Here is a 17372-nt window from a genome sequence, read left to right on the forward strand (position 1 = left end):
CCCTTAGGTGGTTGCCCGATAAATCGCGACGCCAGAACGACGCGACGCCCGTCTGTTTCGAGCGTCTGCAGTCGTATTGGTTTCATTAGAGGTATAGCCGATTTCATCCCTGCCCGGAGCCTAGACCCCGATCAGGTGCTTGAGCGGATGGTAGCCAGTTTTCATCTTCGCGGCGACGTCCAGAATGGCCTTCTCGATACCGTTCAAATGCATGCAGGTCAACTCGATGGCAGCGCTTTGATTGCCGGCCTCGATGTACTCGAGCAAACGCAGATGTTCGTCATCGCGGCAGGCTTCGTGGCTGTCGTCGTCCAGCGCGGCGGCGTACAACGAGGCACGGGATATCAGCTTCTGGAACCAGTCGAGCAGCACCGGGTTGTTCAGGCTGCGCGCCAGTTTGATGTGGAACTCGCCGAGCAGATGAATCAAGCGTTCATGATCGCCCGCCGCATGGGCTTGATCTTCCAGCAGCAGGTGTTCGCGCAGATCCTGCATCGCGGCGCTGTCCTTGCGCCGGCACAGTTCGGTAACAATGCCGATCTCGATAAGGCGGCGGGTTTCGAACAGCGAACGGATCTCTTCATTGCTTGGCAACGAGACCGATGCCCCTTTGTTGGGCTCGGTGGTGACCAGTCCATCGGCCTCCAATTGCTTCAATGCCGCACGCACCGACGTGCGGCTGACATTAAATAATTCGGCCAACGAGGCCTCGCCCAGCTTCATCCCCGGGCGCAACGAACGCTTGCTGATCGCCTCGTAAACCCCTTGGTAGACGCGGTCGACCGTGGTCTCCAGTTTCTTCTCGGTCATTCGAACACTCCTTTAGCGTCGGGCAACCAGCCCCTGGCGATGCCTGGCCATGGAAAAAGGGGGTTGCACACGCAGATTAATCCGGGTATTTCTAAATTGCATTCAGATATTGCATACAATAAATAGAGGATTGCACCATTATGGGTCAACCAATAGCAATTGAAGTGCGCAACGTCTCCAAGCGGTACTCCGAGGACCCAGGCCTCGCGCCGGCCCTCGACAATGTTTCGGTAAACATCGCCGACAACGAATTCTTCACGCTGCTCGGCCCCTCTGGCTGCGGCAAAACCACCTTGCTGCGCACCATCGCCGGCTTCGAACACGTCAGTGAAGGCGAGATTCGTCTGGCCGGCGAACCGGTCAACGATTTGCCGCCATTCAAGCGTCGGGTCAACACGGTGTTCCAGAGTTACGCGCTGTTTCCGCACATGAGTGTCGCGCAGAATATCGCCTTCGGCCTCGAGATGCAGGGTCTTGAGCGCAAGTTGATCCCGCAGCGGGTCAACGAAATGCTCGCGCTGGTGCAAATGGAGCACCTGGCCGGGCGCAAACCGGCGCAATTGTCCGGCGGCCAACAACAGCGCGTGGCTCTGGCCCGGGCCTTGGCGCCGAAACCGAAAGTCCTGCTGCTCGACGAACCGCTGTCAGCGCTCGATCTCAAGCTGCGCAAGGAAATGCAGGTTGAACTCAAGCGCGTGCAGAAAGAAGCCGGCATCACGTTCATTTTCGTCACCCACGACCAGGAAGAAGCGCTGACCTTGTCCGACCGCATTGCCGTGATGTCGGCCGGCAAGATCCTGCAGATCGGCACGCCAACCGATATCTACGAACATCCGAAACATCATTTTGTCGCGCAGTTTATCGGCGACATCAACTTCCTCCCCGGCCAACTCAAACACGGCGAGCACAACGAAAAGCTCTTCGTGCCCAACGGCATGCCGGTCGAGATTGCCTGCCAGCCGCAGGCTTTCAATGGCAGCAGCGTGCAACTGGCGTTTCGTCCGGAACGCTCGCAACTGGTTGATGCCAGCCAGCCGCATCACCTGCGCGGGGTCATCGAAGCGGTGCTCTATGTCGGCACCGCAACCCTGTACCAGTGCCGTTTGAACAACGACATCAAAGTCATGCTGCGCGAAAACAACGAAGGCCTGAACCAGAGCCGTGCGGTTGGCGAACGCATCGCCGTGCACCTGCCGCCCCACGCCTGCCTGTTGATGGAGGCCTGAGATGAGCGTCAGCAGCACTTCCCCTGCCCTCAACCGCGCGCTGTTGCTCAGCCCGGTGGTGTTGACCCTGCTCGCCCTGATCGCCATTCCGCTGGGGATCATGGGCTACATCAGTCTGCTGCCGCGCAACACTTATGGCGGTGTCGACTGGCAAGCGCAATGGCAACTGCACAGCTACGTGCAGCTGTTTTTCCAGGAAGGTTTCGACGGTGAACTGGAACTGAACTGGGTCTATGCCCAGGCGCTGTTGCGCTCGGTGATGCAGGCCGGCGGCACCACCGTGTTGTGCTTTCTGTTCGGTTTTCCGGTGGCGTTGTGGATGTCGAGCCTGACCCCACGCCGACGCAACCTGATGGTCTTGCTGATCACCATTCCGTTCTGGACCAACCTGCTGATCCGCAACTACGCGTGGCTGATCATCCTGCGTGAACACGGCTGGATCGCGCAAAGCCTTAACGCGCTGTTGCCGAGTGCCGGCGGCATCACCCTGCTCTACAACGATTTCGCGGTGAGTGTCGGTCTGGTCTACAGCTTTCTGCCGTTCATGATTCTGCCGATCTACTCGACCCTGGAAAAACTCGACTGGCGTCTGGTTGAGGCTGCCTATGACCTGGGTGCGAATCGCTGGCACGCCTTGCGCCGGATCATTCTGCCGCTGTCGATGCCGGGCGTAATTGCCGGTGCGTTGCTGGTGTTCGTGCCAAGCCTCGGCGCTTTCATTACCCCGGCGATTCTCGGCGGCGGCAAGACGCTGATGATCGGCAACCTGATCCAGCAACAGTTCGGCACCGCGCGCAACTGGCCGCTGGGCAGTTCGCTGTCGTTCCTGTTGCTGGCGATTCTGCTGGTGTCGCTGGTGCTCTATGCGCTGTACAGCCGCCATGCGGCGAAGACCATTAATCGGGGGGCGACAGCATGATTTCCCTGCACCTGAAAAAACTCCCGGCGACGCGCGAAATCAGCCTGCTGATCCTCGCCTATCTGTACCTGCCGATCTTCGTGTTGATCGCCTACAGCTTCAACGCTAACCGCTCGGCGACGGTGTGGACCGAGTTTTCGTTCGCCTGGTACGGGCGGATTCTGGCCAACCCGTCGATTCAGACGGCGGCGCTGAATTCGATAATCGTCGCAACCATTGCCACGGTCTGCGCCACGGCGATTGCCCTGCTCGCGGCGTTGGCGACTTACCGGCCGTTCTACGGGCAGAAAATGGTCGAGGGCGGAATCAACCTGCCGCTGATCCTGCCGGAGATTGTCACGGCGGTGGCGACGTTGCTGCTGTTTATGGCGCTGGGGATCAAGCTCGGTTTGCTGACGGTGATCGTCGCGCACATCGGCTTCTGCATTCCTTTCGCTTATCTGCCGATCCGTGCGCGGCTCAACGATCTCGACAAGAGTCTGCTGGAAGCGGCCAACGACCTGTACGCCAATCCATGGCAGGTGTTTCGCCGCGTGACCTTGCCGCTGCTGTGGCCGGCGGTGTTGTCCGGTGCGGTGCTGGCATTCGTGGTCAGCCTCGACGATTTCATCATGACGTTCTTCGTCGCTGGCCCCGGTTCGACGACGTTGCCGGTGTACATCTTCTCGGCGATCAAGGCCGGCGTGACGCCGGAGATCAATGCGATCTCGACGCTGATGCTGCTGATCTCGATTGTCCTGGTGGTGCTGGCCTTCTGGCTGGGCCAACGCGGTAAACAACAATAAATCTGGAGCGCTCCGTTTATGAAAATCAAAAATATGCGTTTGGCAGTATCCGGTCTGGCCCTGAGTTGTTTCACCGCGTTCGGCGCTCATGCCGCAGAGCCCAAAGAGCTGTTTTTCTACAACTGGACCGATTACTACCCGGTCGATCTGCTGGCCAGGTTCGAGAAGGAAACCGGCATCAAGGTGACCATGGACGGTTACGACAGCAACGAAACCCTGCTCGCCAAATTGCAGGCTGGCGGCGCGGCGTATGACGTGATCGTGCCGTCGCAGTCGATCATGCAGACGCTGATCAAACAGGACCTGCTGATGGAAATCGACGCGCCGAGCCTGAGCAATTTCCAGTACGTCAAAGGGCCGTTTCGCGATCCGGGTTTCGACCCGGGACGCAAGTTCTCGGCGCCGTACCTGTGGGGCACTACCGGCTTCTCCTACGACAGCGCGCGGGTGCCGGGCGGCAAACTGGACGACTCGTGGAAAGAGTTCTTCGAACCGCGCAAAGAGCTGCAAGGCCAGCTCGCCGCCCTCGATACCTCGAGCAGCGTGATCAACGCCGCCAGCCATTATCTGAACGTCGACGAGTGCAGCGAAAACCCGCAGGACGCCAAGCGCATTCTGGAATTGCTGCAAAAGCAGAAACCGTTTTTGAAGATGTACAGCTCGGACAACACCGTCGACCGTATGGCTTCGGGCGAGGTAATCATGATGCAGAACTGGAACGGCTCTACAGCGCGGGCGACCTTGCAGAAGAGCACGATCAAATACGTCTATCCGCGTGAAGGCGTGGCGATGTTCCAGGACAACTTCGCCGTGCCGAAAAGCGCACCGCATCCGGGTAACGCGAAAATCTTTATCGACTGGATGATGAAGCCGGAGAACGCCGCCGCCGTGTCCAACGCCATTGCTTATGCCAACGGGATTCAGAGCGATTCGTTGCTGGATCCGAAGTGGAAGGTGATGGATGCGATCAACATGCCTGAGGAGTACGCCTCGCGTTTGCGCCCGGAGAAGGAATGCAGCAACAAGGCACGGGAGCTGCAGGACCGGATCTGGTCGAAGCTCAAGGGTTGATCCGAGACCGCTGCCCTCACCCTAGCCCTCTCCCAGGGGTAGAGGGGACTGACCGAGGTGTCTTGCGATCTACACCGACCTGATGAACCGAGTCGATTATGGATTCACAGCTGAGCTTTCAAACCAGTCGACTTTGGATTCACAGGCAGACTTTCAGGTCGGTGTACATCTTCAATATCCCCCATTCGGTCCCCTCTCCCTCCGGGAGAGGGCTAGGGTGAGGGAAAAAAATTCAAAGACCCATGAGGTTTGTATGACCCAGCCACACTGGCTCCGCAACGTACGCCCCTACGGCGCCCCCGCCGAAGACCTGCTGATCGACAACGGCCGGTTCGCCCAGCGCCGCCCGGCCACCAACACGCCGCTGGCCGCCAGCGACATTGATGGCCACAACCAACTGCTCACCAGCGCCTTGGTCGAAAGCCACGTCCACCTCGACAAAACCCTCTACGGCCAACCCTGGCGCCCGAACAGCGCCGGCCCGACGCTCAAGGACTACATCAGCAACGAACGCCGCATCCTGCGCGAAGTAACAGCCCCCATCGCCGAACGCGCCGGTGCGCTGCTGGAGAACTGCATCGCCCGTGGCTCGCTGACGATGCGCTGCCACGTCGACATCGACCCGGAATTTGGCCTGCGCCACGTCGAAGCCATGCAGCAATTGCGCGAACGCTACCAGGACCTGATCGACCTGCAACTGGTGGTCTTCCCGCAAACCGGGCTGATCAGCCGCCCCGGCACCGCCGAACTGATGCGCGAAGCGATGGCGCTGGGCGTGGAAAACGTCGGTGGACTCGACCCCTGCGGCATCGACAACGACCCGATTGCACAGCTGGATTTCGTCTTCAGACTGGCGGCTGAGTTTGGCCGTGGCGTGGATATTCACCTGCATGACAAAGGTGAACTGGGCCTGTGGCAAATCGCGCTGATCGCTGACTACACCGAACGCTTCGGCCTGCAAAACCGGGTGATGATCAGCCACGCCTATTGCCTCGGCATGTTGCCGTGGAGTCAGGTCAAACCGGTTGCAGAACGCTTGGCGACGGTGGGGATTTCGCTGATGAGTTCGGCGCCGGCCGATACCGCAGTACCGCCGTTTCTGGCGTTGTGTGAGGCCGGCGTAAATGTCTGCCTGGGTTCCGACGGCATTCGCGATGCGTGGTCGCCGATGGGCAATGGCGACATGCTCGAACGGGCGATGCTGCTGGCGTTTCGGTTTGATCTGGCCAAGGACGATGAACTGGCGGCGGCGTTTGATGCGGCCACGGTCAACGGCGCCCGGGCACTGGGCATCGAGGACTACGGATTCGCGCTGGGTCAGCGTGCAGACTTCTTGCTGATGCCGGTTGAAACCCTTGGCGAAGCCGTCGTTGCGCGGCCATTGCGGCAGGTCTATCGCGCTGGTGAGTTGATCGCCAGTGGCGGTCGCTTACTGGAAAGCCGTCTGTGAAACGCCTCGGTCTGAAAGCCAGTTGCGTGGTCGGTTTCGACGGCACGCAACATGTGCTGTGGCGCGACGGCGAAGTGGTGTTTGCCGGCTCACGCATCGAATTTGTCGGGCGCGGCTACGCCGGACCGGTGGACCAGTGGATCGACTACGGCAATGCCTTGATCGGCCCCGGCTTCATCGATCTGGATGCACTGGGCGATCTCGACTCCACCGTGTTGACCCTGGATAACGGCGACGAACGCAACATGGGCCGCATGTGGTCTGCCGAATATCTGGCCGCCGGCCCGCGTGAGACTTACAGCCCGGAAGAAGAGGTCTTCAAATACCGCTACGCCTTCACTCAGTTGATCCGCAACGGCATCACCACGGCGATGCCGATCACCTCGATGTACTACCGCGAGTGGGCGGAAACCTACGACGAATTTGCCGCTGTCGCCGGTGTGGCGGGCGAACTCGGTTTAAGGACGTACCTCGGCCCCTGCTACATGAGCGGCATGAGTTACTGGCGCGCCGACGGCAGCCTCGGCCATCACTGGGATGAGGATCGCGGGCTGGCTGGGCTTGATGCCGCTGAACGGTTCTTCAGAGACTTCGACGGCGCGCACGACGGTTTGATTCGCGGCGCCTTACTGCCAGATCGCATTCAGACCTGCACCCCGGCGCTGCTGCAACGCACCTCGGCGCTGAGCCGCGAACTGAATGCGCCGATGCGCCTGCATTGCTGTCAGGCGCTCAGTGAAGTGGCGATGGTCGAGCAGTTGCGCGGGACTTCGCCGTTGGGCTGGTTGCAACAGTTGGACTTGCTCACGCCGCGCAGCCTGCTGCCACACGGCATCTACAGCGCTGGCGATGACGATCTGCAGCGGGTAATCGATGGCGGCGCCAGTCTGGTGCATTGTCCGTTGGTGTTCGCCCGTGACGGCGAGGCGCTGAACTCGTTCGGTCGCTATCGGGCCAAGGGCATCAACTTTGCGCTGGGCACCGACACCTGGCCGGCGGATCTGCTGGAGAACATGCGCCACGGTTTGAACATTGCGCGGCTGATGGAGGGCAGCCCGGCGTTGACCAGCAGCCTCGACCTGTACAACGCGGCGACCCTCGGCGGTGCAAAGGCGCTGGGGCGTGATGATCTTGGCCGTCTGGCGCCCGGCGCCAAGGCCGACATCACCGTGTTCAGCCTGCGCGGCCTGCATCTGGGGCCGCTGTTCGAACCACTGAAAAACCTGCTGTTGGCCGGGCGCGGCGACGACTGCATCGCCAGTTATATCGACGGTCGTTGCGTGATGCACGACGGTCAGGTCAACGGCGTCGACTACCCCGCCCTGCAACGCCAGGCGCAGCGCCAATACGAAAAACTGATGCGCAGCCACAGCGACCGCGCCTTTGCCCGACCGGACTGGAAAACCCTGTTCCAGCCGGCCATTCCGTTCGCCGATGACTACAGCGCCGATGCGCCGTTGAGCGCGATTGATCCACTTCTTTAGAGACTTCAGCCATGCACAGCTTTGATTTCAGCCAGCTCAGCCCACGGGAAAAATACAAGATCCTGATCGGCAGCGTCGTGCCCCGGCCCATCGCACTGGTCACCACCATTGATGGCGAAGGTCGCGTCAATGCTGCGCCGTTCAGCTTCTTCAATGCACTGTCGGCCGACCCGCCGATTCTCGCGCTGGGCGTGGAGAACTACGGTGACCAGAGTCCGAAAGACACCACGCGCAATATCCAGTTGAATCAGGAGTTCACCGTGAACATCGTCAGCGATGCACTGGTGGAAGCGATGAACGTTTGCGCCGTGCCGTTCGCGCCGGGTTTCGATGAGCTGACCGCTGCCGGCCTGACGGCGATTGCCGGCACCACGGTGAAATGCCCACGCATTGGCGAAGCGCCGGTCGCGCTGGAATGCCGACGGATGATGGCACTGAATATTGGTCAGTCGCGGGAGATCATTTTTGGCGAGGTGTTGATGGCGCATGTGCGCGATGAGCTGATCGATCCGAAGACGCTGTACATCGATCAATTGGGCCTGGATGCGATCGGCCGTATGGGCGGCCATGGTTACGCGCGAACCCGCGATTACTTCGACCTGCCGACCCGCTCGTTGCAAGCGTGGACGGAAGCGCCGGGCGGTGGCGAACGGTTTTGGCCAGAGCGTTGATGACTGATCGTTCCCACGCTCTGCGTGGGAATGCCACCATGGACGCTCTGCGTCCACTGTGACGCGGAGCGTCACGGGATGCGTTCCCACGCAGAGCGTGGGAACGATCATTACCCGGACTCAGTCCGTGCCGTACTTCGGCGAGCGTGGGCCGTACAGCAGGCCTGCCCGGTGTCCGGCCGAGAGCAGACGATTGCTCGCCACACCGGCAATCGGGTAGCCGGCATCGGTGGCGCTGTTGATGACTTGCTTTACCGCCGCCGTGATCAGCATGCCGATCAGACCGCCACCGCCGTTGTTGCCGCCCTCTTCACTCGACGCCCGCGCCGAACCGGTCCACAGCGTGGTGCCGCTTTTCAGATCAACCAGTTTCGCCGTCGCGGTCACCGCCGTTTCGCTGCTGATCACCATGTAACGCGTACCGTATTCGGTCACGGTGATGTACAGCGCGGCGTCCGCACCGAAGATGTCCCTCAGTTTGTTTGCCGGTGCCTGATGGATGTCGTCGGGGGTGGTCAGGCCGTTCTGGCGAAACGTCTCGTCCACCAACGTAATCGGCAGCACGTAATAACCGGCTTCGGCCAACGGGAATGTCACCTGCGACAACAGACTGTACGACGCCTTCACATCCGGCGAAGTATTCAGCGGTGGCAGCACCAGAATGGTCTTCGGCCGCGCTTGTTTGTAGGCCGAATAATCCACGGTCTTGGGCGCAACGCAGCCACCCAGCACGGTCAGGGCCAAACCGGCGGCGAGCAGTTTCAAGGTGCGCGCGATCATTTCGCGTCTCCGCTCTTGGCGTTTTTAAGCAGGAAATCCATGTAGGTGCCGGACTCGGGAAACAGGGTTTTCTCGGTGTTGAATTGCTGCACCATCTGATCGTCCTTACCCATGCTCAGATAGAGCAAGCCAAGGTGCGCGTGGTAACCCGGCGGCACGGCCTTGCCGGTGGAGCGGATTTTCTGCAGGTCACGTTCCAGTGCTTCGGCCTGGGCTTCTTTCGGCTCTTCGCCTTTGAAGTATTCGTAAACCTGGGGTTCGTAGCCTTCCCATTGGTACAGGGTTTGCGGACCGGGGGCACAACCGGCCAGCAAGGCGCTGGCGGCCAGCGTCAGCGCCATCAGCGCGCGCGACAAAGTCAGTTTCATGGATGTTGCTCCTTGCAATGGGTGTCGATCAGTTGCCCGGTTTCCAGGCACCGGCGTTCATGCCATCGACCAGACGATTGATCGCCTCGCGCATGGCCAGATCGAGGACTTTGCCGTTGAGGGTCGAGTCGTAGGCTGCGGTGCCGCCGAAGCCGATGATTTCGCGGTTGGACAAGGCGTATTCGCCGGCGCCCTGAGTCGAATAGACCACTTCGGAGGTGCTGATATTGACGATGTTCAGGTTGACCTTGGCGTAGGCGACCTGGGTCTTGCCACGGCCGAGAATGCCGAACAACTGGTGGTCGCCGGTCTCTTTGCGGCCGAACTCGGTGACGTCACCGGTGACCACGTAATCAGCGCCTTTCAAGCGCTGGGCCTGGCCCTTGATCGCCGCTTCCTGCTGGATTTCGCCCATGTTGTCGCGATCCAGCACGCTGAAGCGGTTGGTCTGCTGCAAGTGGGTGATGAGGATGGTCTTGGCTTGGCCGCCGAGACGGTCGACGCCATCGGAGAAGATCCCGCGCATGTAGCTGGAGCGGTTGTCGAACTTGCCCACGGCCATTGGCACGCGAACGCCGGTCCAGACTTGTGTGGCGCTTTCAACCTTGGCCACCGGCAATGCACGGGAGCTTTCAGTGGCGCAACCGGCGAGTGTGCCGGCAATCGTGCCGAGCACAGCAATCGCGACGCCTGAGACCAACATCCGGGAGATCATTCTCACTGAGTATTCCTTTTTGAAAAACGGAGGGTGTCCCGGCACGGCAATGGGGTCGGGAGCTGAAAAGGGGCGGCATTATGACAAAGTGCCATCACTGAAGACAGGTTTTTTTGACGCCAGTGAATTGGCTGTTCCGGAATTGATCATTCCCACGCTCTGCGTGGGAATGCAGCCACGGACGCTCCGCGTCCGCTGTGACGCGGAGCGTCACGGGAAGCGTTACCACGCAGAGCGTGGGAACGATCAGATCAGGGCGCGCTAATGGAAATCGCGGCTCTGCACGCGAATGCCATTAAGCAACGGGCTGAGGTCGCTCAGCCGGCCAGCGATCAGGTGGCGTACTTCGCCTTCGCGCTCCCAGCGGCCATCGACCTTGAGCAATTGCGAACCGACCAGCACTTGCCGCTGACGCTCGGCCAGATCGCGCCAGACCACCACGTTGACGTTGCCGAACTCGTCTTCCAGGGTCACAAACGTCACACCGCTGGCGGTGCCCGGTCGTTGCCGTCCCGTCACCAACCCGGCGACGCTCACCGGGCGACCGTGTTCGACGTCGAGTAACTCCTGCGAACTGCGGCAACGCCGCGCTTTGAGTTCACTGCGCAACAGCGCCAGCGGATGCGGCCCCAACGTGGTACCGACGGTGCTGTAATCGGCGTGAAGATCCTCGCCAACGCTGGGTTTGGGCAGCTCCACCTCCGGCTCCTCCTGGCTCGGCAACCCGGCAAACAGGCCCAGCTGTTTCTGCACCCCGGCGACTTCCCAGCGCGCCCGATGCCGGTGCCCGGCCAAACCGCGCAACGCCCCGGAATCGGCGAGCAACGCCTGCGCCCGACTGTCGAGTGCGGCCCGTTCGCCCAGATCGGCGACATCGGTAAACGCCCCGCGCGCCCGCGCCGCCTCAATGCGCCGGGCATCGTCCTCGCGAAAGCCCTTGATCATGCGCAGGCCCATGCGAATCGCCGGTTGCGCCACCGTGGTGGTTTCCAGGCTGCAATCCCAGTCACTGGCGCGCACGTCGAGCGGGCGGATCTGCAACTGATGCCGGCGTGCGTCCTGGAGAATCTGGTCCGGACTGTAGAAACCCATCGGCCAACTGTTGATCAGCGCACAGGCGAACGCCGCCGGTTCGTGGCACTTGAGCCAGCAACTGGCGTAGGTCAGCAGGGCAAAACTGGCGGCGTGGGATTCGGGGAAACCGTAGCTGCCGAAACCTTTGATCTGCTCGAAAATCTGCGCGGCGAACTCCGGCGTGTAGCCATTCTTCTTCATGCCGGCGGCGAGGCGTGCCTTGTGCGGCTCCAATCCACCGTGGCGTTTCCACGCGGCCATCGAACGACGTAATTGATCGGCCTCGCCGGGGCTGTAGTCGGCGGCGACGATGGCGATCTGCATGACCTGTTCCTGAAACAGCGGCACGCCGAGGGTGCGTTTGAGCACCACTTCCAGCTCCGGTGACGGATAGGTTTCCTCTTCTTCTTTATTGCGCCGGCGCAGATACGGATGGACCATCCCGCCCTGAATCGGCCCCGGGCGGACGATGGCCACCTCGATCACCAAATCGTAGAACTTCGCCGGTTTCAGACGTGGCAGCATCGACATCTGTGCGCGGGATTCGATCTGAAACACGCCGATGGTGTCGGCGCGGCTGATCATGTCGTAGGTCGGTTTGTCTTCAGGCGGAATCGTCGCCAGACTCAAGTCCAGATTACGGTGACGTCGCAGCAAGTCGAAGCAGCGGCGGATTGCACTGAGCATGCCGAGGGCGAGGATATCCACCTTGAGCAGGCCGACCGCGTCGAGGTCGTCCTTGTCCCACTGAATGATCGTACGATCGGCCATGGCAGCGTTCTCGACCGGCACCAAGGTGTCCAGCGGCTGTTCGGAAATCACGAAACCGCCGGGATGTTGCGACAAGTGCCGGGGGAAACCGATCAGTTGCCCGGTCAGGCTCAGCACCCGGCGCAACACCGGGCTTTCCGGGTCGAAGCCGCCTTCGAGCAGGCGCTCGAGCGGCGGCGTTTCATCGCTCCAGTGGCCGCAACAATCGGCCAGTGCGTTGATCTGATCCGGCGGCAGGCCCAGAGCCTTGGCCACATCGCGTACGGCGCCGGCAGCGTGGTAGGTGCTGACCACCGCCGTCAGCGCCGCGCGACCACGGCCGTAACGGCGAAACACATATTGCAGGACTTCTTCGCGGCGTTCGTGCTCGAAGTCGACGTCGATGTCCGGCGGCTCGTTACGCTCTTTGGACATGAAGCGCTCGAACAGCAGTGTGGTGCGGTCAGGATCGATCTCGGTGATGCCCAAGGCAAAACACACCGCCGAGTTGGCCGCCGAGCCACGGCCCTGACAGAGGATTTTCTGCTCACGAGCAAAACGCACCACGTCGTGTACGGTGAGGAAGTAGCTTTCGTAGCCGAGTTCGGCGATCAGCTTCAGCTCATCGTCGATCTGCTTGAGCACTTTGGCTTGCGGGCCTTTGGGCCAGCGCCAGGCAATGCCTTCTTCGGTCAGATGACGCAGCCAGGAACTGGCGCTGTGCCCCTCGGGCACCAACTCTTTGGGGTATTGATAACGCAACTCGCCCAGATCAAACGTGCAACGCCGGGCCAGTCTCACCGACTCATCCAGCAAGGCCTGCGGATACAACTCACGCAACACCTCGACGCTGCGCAAATGCCGCTCGCCATTGGGGTGCAAACGCAGCCCCGCCTCGGCTACCGGCACGTGATGACGGATTGCGGTCATGGTGTCCTGCAAGGCGCGGCGACCACGGGCGTGCATATGCACATCGCCACTGGCCACCGCCGGAATCTGCAACTCGGCGGCCAGACGCAACAACGCCGCCAGCCGCTGCTGATCGTCCTGCCCACGATGCAATTGCACCGCCAGCCACAGGCGTTGGCCGAAGGTCTGCTGCAACCAACGGCCCTCTTCCACCTGATCAAGCGAGTCCGGCACCCACAACACCAGCAACCCGTTCAGCGCTTCGTCGAAGTCCTCGCGCAACACCTGATACTGGCCTTTTTGCGTGCGCCGTCGTGCACGGGTGATCAAGCCGCACAGCGCCTGATAGCCCGCGAGGTTCTCCACCAGCAGCACCAGTTTCGGGCCATTTTCAATGCGCACTTCACTGCCGATGATCAGCGGCAGCTCAACGGATTTCGCCGCTTGCCAGGCGCGGACGATCCCGGCCAGCGTGCATTCATCGGTGATCGCCAGTGCCTGATAACCGTGCTTTTTTGCGCGTTGAAACAGCTCCAGCGCACTGGACGCACCGCGCTGAAAACTGAAGTTCGACAGGCAGTGCAGTTCGGCATAACCGTCGCTCATGCAAACCAGCCCTGCAGCCACAACGGACCGCCCTCGCCCACCGCCCGATAAGCCCAGCCCTGCTGACCGGCGCGGTTCTGGATCAGGTAATAATCGCGGCGCACATCGTCACCGTCCCACCAGCCGGACTCGATACGCTCCGGGCCCATGAGAATCCGCGCTGAACCTTGCGCCACGCTTTGCGGTTCGCCGAGCAACCAGCCCGGGCGATGCACGCTGGGCAAAGCTGCGCAGCGTTGTTTGTCGACGCCATGCTGCCACGCGCACTCCGGACGATGATCGGCCTGAAAACGCAGCCCCTGCACGGCGTCATCACCCAAGCGTGCACGCAGGCGTTCGCGCAATTGCTCCCACGGCAAGGTCTGTTGCGGACGGTCATCGAACAGCTCCTGAAACTGCGGCACGAAGCTCGGCAGGTCCTCGGCGCGCAAACGAAAGCCACGCACGGGCGCCTCGACCTGCACCTGTTCCAGCCGCCCGCGCGCCAGTTCAAACAGCATCGCCGGATCACGTTCGGCGCTGAGCAAACCGACTTTGATTACGCTGTCCGGCAGCCCGGCGTGTTCCAGATGCAGGTCGAAACGCTGCACGCCGCTGTCACGCCCGCAAAGGAACGCCGACAGATCGCCGGTCAAACGCCGTAACGGGAACAACAAGGCCTGATGGGATTGCACGTCGAAATTCAGTTCGATGCGTACGTCGAAACGATCCGGCGGCAGGTAAAACTCAAGCGCCAATGGCCGCGCACCGAACAGAGTGTCGAGGTGTTTGAGCATCTGCGCCTCGAAACGTCGGGCCAGTGCCTGACGCGGCAGGCTCTGCACCTGACTGAGATTGCGCAGGCCCATGCGCGACAACGCCGTGGCCACGCTTGGCTCCAGGCCGACGCGGTCGACCGGTAACTGACCGAGGTGATGCTGCAAGGCCTCGCCGTCCGGCACCACCAAGCCGTCATAGGCGTTAGCCAACACCCGCGCCGCCACCGGGTTCGGTGCGGCAACGATGCGATGACGAAAACCCAGATCGGTCAGTTCCTGGCGCAGTCGTGCTTCAAACTGCGCCCACGAACCGAACAGACCCAGGCTGGATTCGATCTCGAACACCACGGTGCGCGGGTAATGCACGCTGACCTGCGCGCTGAAACGGTAGGCCCACGCGGCGAGAAACTGCTGCCAGTGCTCGACCTCGGCGGCCTCGTAATCGGCGGTGGCAAAACCCTTGCTCATGGCCTGCGCAGCGGTCATCGACTGGCCGGGACGCAAACCGAGTTTGCGTGCCGCCGGGTTGACCGCTTGCAGCACGCGGCGCTGGGCCGGGCCGTTGAGCAGCACCAACGGCTCATCGGGATCGGGGCGCTGACGCAGCACGGCGTCGAGGGCCAATTGCGGGAACAGAATACACACCCAGCGCATGGCGACCTCAGTGACCCACGGCAAAGGCAATCGGCGCCGTACGCGCCAATCCGCCACGGCACTTGAGGACGCGCAGTTGTGCAGGTTTGGCGTCGATGGCAATGCGCAATGCGGCTGGCGACGGGTTGACCGCTTCGCTCAATGGGCGCCATGCAAATGCCAGGGTCTGGCCGGTTTCCGCCGCCACCTGCAAACGCCGCAACGCACGGTCATCGGCCTTGTGCGGCCAGCACAGCACCGCGCCGCAGCTGCCTGAACGCAGGCATTGTTCCGCCGCCCACAAGGCATCGCGCTCGCTGGCCTGAATCACCGACAACTGGCGCAAATCGACCCCAGCATTTGCCCATGCCTGCGGGTACGGCACGAAGGGTGGCGCCACCAGCACAATGCGCTCGCCTGCCGCTGACAACCGCGCCAGCGTCGGCCAGACCAGTTGCAGCTCGCCGACACCGGGGCCGGCCAACAGGATTTCGCTCAGCGCCGCTTCCGGCCAGCCACCGCTGGGCAATGCTGCGTCCAGCGCAGCGTGCCCGGTCGGTTGCGGGCTGGCAGCGGGTGGCGCAGGCCGGCCCTTCCAGACCTGGCCGCCATTGAACAGCGTGTCCAACGCAACGACGGCGCCCATCAGCCTTGCCTCACCAGACCACAGAACACGCCTTCGATGGCCAGATCCTGATCGTCGCGCACGACAATCGGCTGGTACGCCGGGTTGCGCGGCAACAACCGCACTTCATCGCCGAGCCGTTCGAAACGTTTGATGGTGACTTCACCGTCGAGCCGCGCCACCACGATCTGGCCGTTGAGCGCCTCGGGATTGCGCTTCACGCCGACCAGATCGCCATCGAGGATGCCGTCCTCGATCATCGAATCGCCCTGCACCCGCAGCATATAATCGGGTGGGCGCGAGAACAGCGCCGGGTCGAGCAGCAAGCGGCTATGAATGTCGGCATCGGCGCCAATCGGTGCACCGGCAGCGACGCGGCCGAGCACGGGGATGTCGAGCAGCTCCGGGCGCGGCGGTTGCCCGAGCAGGCGAATGCCGCGGGCCTGATGCGGATTGACCTCGATAAAACCGGCTTCGGTGAGCGCGAGCACGTGCTTGCGCGCCACGCTGCGCGAGGCAAAACCAAAAGCCTCGCTGATTTCAGCGAGGCTTGGGGGCTGACCGTGTTCGGCGATGCGATCGCGGATAAAGGTCAGGATGGCGGTACGGCGGGGAGTCAGGTTCGTCATGGAGTACATTTGTACTCCTGTAGGATTTTCCTGACAAGCGCCACAGGTCGGCCCACCCCACGTTGATCGTTCCCACGCTCCGCGTGGGAATGCAGCCCGTGACGCTCCGCGTCACTGGACGCAGAGCGTCCCTAGAGGCATTCCCACGCAGAGCGTGGGAACGATCAGTACGATCAGTGCGGGGGTGTTAGCTCAGGCCGCGTTCGGCGAGGAATTCGGCGATGTAATCGATGAAGGCGACGACCTTCGCCGTGGCCCGCCGATGGCTCGGGTACACCGCCAGAATATGCGGGCCAAAGGTATCCGGGTCGATCTCATAGTCGGCCATGACACGCACCAGTCGCCCGTCGGCAATGTACGGCGCGGCGCTCCACAGCGGCGTGTGCAGCAAACCGCGCCCGGCCAGGGCACTGGCCAGCAACAAATCATAATTGTCACTGCGTAACAGCGGCGCCGTCGGTTGCGCCAGACTCAAACGCTGCCCGTCGCGCTCGGCCCACCAGAATTCGCGGCTGAGTAACGGGTGCTGATAGAGCAACCATTCATGCTGTTCGAGGGTTTGCGGATTCACCGGCAAGCCCTTGCGCGCCAGATATTCCGGGCTGCCGCACAACGCCAGACGATTGCTCCCGACCACCCGCGCAATCAGCCCCGGCAAATCATCGTGGCCCTCGCGCAACGCCAGGTCATAACCGCTTTCCAGCAGATTGACGAAGGCATCGCACAGATCCACTTGCAAACTGATCTGCGGGTATTGCTGCAAAAAGCCGTCACACACCTGATCGAGAAACGCCCGCCCATACGCCAGCGGTGCGGTGATTTTCAGGCTGCCGCGCAAGCCGTGCTGCAACTGCTCGATTTCTTCGCCGGCCTCGTCCAGCCGCTGCAACACCAGCCGCGCGGTTTCCAGGTACACCCGGCCGATTTCAGTGAGCAGAATCCGTCGCGTGCTGCGCTCGAACAGACGCGCACCCAGCTCCGATTCCAGATGATTGACCGCTTTCGTCAGTGCCGACGGGGTCTTGCCCAACTGCTCGGCGGCGCGGCTGAAACTGCCGAGCTGCGCGGTGACCACGAACATTTTCAATGCACCCAACTTGTCCATGCTT

The 17372-nt window shown here is 61.7% G+C and carries 16 protein-coding genes; 7 read left to right on the forward strand and 9 right to left on the reverse strand.

Going from position 1 to position 17372, the window contains the following annotated elements; genetic code table 11:
• Positions 1–120: 120 nt before the first annotated feature.
• Positions 121–810, reverse strand: coding sequence for a GntR family transcriptional regulator (locus M5G26_RS07780; protein ID WP_134177552.1), 690 nt, complete (start codon positions 808–810; stop codon positions 121–123).
• Between the two features lie 140 nt (positions 811–950).
• On the opposite strand from M5G26_RS07780, the gene M5G26_RS07785 reads away from it, so the two are divergent.
• From M5G26_RS07785 to M5G26_RS07815, 7 genes are all read left to right on the forward strand, one after another.
• Positions 951–2036: an ABC transporter ATP-binding protein gene (locus tag M5G26_RS07785; RefSeq protein WP_134177553.1), complete on the forward strand. Its 1086-nt coding sequence runs from the start codon at positions 951–953 to the stop codon at positions 2034–2036.
• Between the two features lies 1 nt (position 2037).
• Entirely contained in the window at positions 2038–2955 is a 918-nt protein-coding gene (locus M5G26_RS07790) for an ABC transporter permease (RefSeq protein ID WP_273914914.1), read from the forward strand.
• Positions 2952–3740: an ABC transporter permease gene (locus M5G26_RS07795; protein ID WP_038368894.1), complete on the forward strand. Its 789-nt coding sequence runs from the start codon at positions 2952–2954 to the stop codon at positions 3738–3740. Before M5G26_RS07790 ends, M5G26_RS07795 begins: the two co-directional genes overlap by 4 nt.
• An 18-nt stretch (positions 3741–3758) precedes the next feature.
• Entirely contained in the window at positions 3759–4811 is a 1053-nt protein-coding gene (locus M5G26_RS07800; RefSeq protein WP_273914915.1) for an extracellular solute-binding protein, read from the forward strand.
• Between the two features lie 253 nt (positions 4812–5064).
• Complete coding sequence (locus M5G26_RS07805) at positions 5065–6261, forward strand: amidohydrolase family protein (RefSeq protein ID WP_273914916.1); 1197 nt, start codon at positions 5065–5067, stop codon at positions 6259–6261.
• On the forward strand, positions 6258–7745 hold the full coding sequence (locus M5G26_RS07810; protein ID WP_273914917.1) for an amidohydrolase family protein: 1488 nt from the start codon (positions 6258–6260) through the stop codon (positions 7743–7745). The genes M5G26_RS07805 and M5G26_RS07810 overlap by 4 nt, the downstream gene beginning before the upstream one ends.
• Before the next feature lie 11 nt (positions 7746–7756).
• Positions 7757–8416 carry a flavin reductase family protein gene (locus M5G26_RS07815; RefSeq protein ID WP_038368881.1) on the forward strand — a complete coding sequence of 220 codons (660 nt, stop codon included), beginning with the start codon at positions 7757–7759 and terminating at the stop codon, positions 8414–8416.
• A 120-nt stretch (positions 8417–8536) separates the two neighbouring features.
• On the opposite strand, the gene M5G26_RS07820 is transcribed toward M5G26_RS07815, so the two are convergent.
• The 8 genes from M5G26_RS07820 to M5G26_RS07855 form a co-directional block, all read right to left on the reverse strand.
• Positions 8537–9196, reverse strand: a complete 660-nt coding sequence (locus M5G26_RS07820) for a DUF799 domain-containing protein (protein ID WP_038368878.1) — start codon at positions 9194–9196, stop codon at positions 8537–8539.
• Positions 9193–9564 carry a DUF4810 domain-containing protein gene (locus tag M5G26_RS07825; RefSeq protein ID WP_134177559.1) on the reverse strand — a complete coding sequence of 124 codons (372 nt, stop codon included), beginning with the start codon at positions 9562–9564 and terminating at the stop codon, positions 9193–9195. The genes M5G26_RS07820 and M5G26_RS07825 overlap by 4 nt, the downstream gene beginning before the upstream one ends.
• A 28-nt stretch (positions 9565–9592) precedes the next feature.
• The gene (locus M5G26_RS07830; protein ID WP_161986630.1) at positions 9593–10279 is read right to left on the reverse strand and encodes a CsgG/HfaB family protein; all 687 of its coding nucleotides are present in this window, start codon (positions 10277–10279) and stop codon (positions 9593–9595) included.
• 261 nt (positions 10280–10540) lie between these two features.
• Positions 10541–13639, reverse strand: coding sequence for an error-prone DNA polymerase (locus M5G26_RS07835; RefSeq protein WP_273914918.1), 3099 nt, complete (start codon positions 13637–13639; stop codon positions 10541–10543).
• A complete protein-coding gene (locus M5G26_RS07840; protein ID WP_273914919.1) occupies positions 13615–15030 on the reverse strand; it encodes a Y-family DNA polymerase in 1416 nt (471 codons plus the stop codon). The genes M5G26_RS07835 and M5G26_RS07840 overlap by 25 nt, the downstream gene beginning before the upstream one ends.
• Before the next feature lie 7 nt (positions 15031–15037).
• The gene (imuA, locus tag M5G26_RS07845; protein WP_122600346.1) at positions 15038–15655 is read right to left on the reverse strand and encodes a translesion DNA synthesis-associated protein ImuA; all 618 of its coding nucleotides are present in this window, start codon (positions 15653–15655) and stop codon (positions 15038–15040) included.
• Positions 15655–16272: a transcriptional repressor LexA gene (lexA, locus tag M5G26_RS07850; protein WP_273914920.1), complete on the reverse strand. Its 618-nt coding sequence runs from the start codon at positions 16270–16272 to the stop codon at positions 15655–15657. The genes imuA and lexA overlap by 1 nt, the downstream gene beginning before the upstream one ends.
• Before the next feature lie 178 nt (positions 16273–16450).
• On the reverse strand, positions 16451–17368 hold the full coding sequence (locus M5G26_RS07855; RefSeq protein ID WP_273914921.1) for a LysR family transcriptional regulator: 918 nt from the start codon (positions 17366–17368) through the stop codon (positions 16451–16453).
• Positions 17369–17372 lie beyond the last annotated feature (4 nt).

This window comes from Pseudomonas sp. TNT2022 ID642 (assembly GCF_028656995.1).
Taxonomy (GTDB): Bacteria; Pseudomonadota; Gammaproteobacteria; order Pseudomonadales; family Pseudomonadaceae; genus Aquipseudomonas.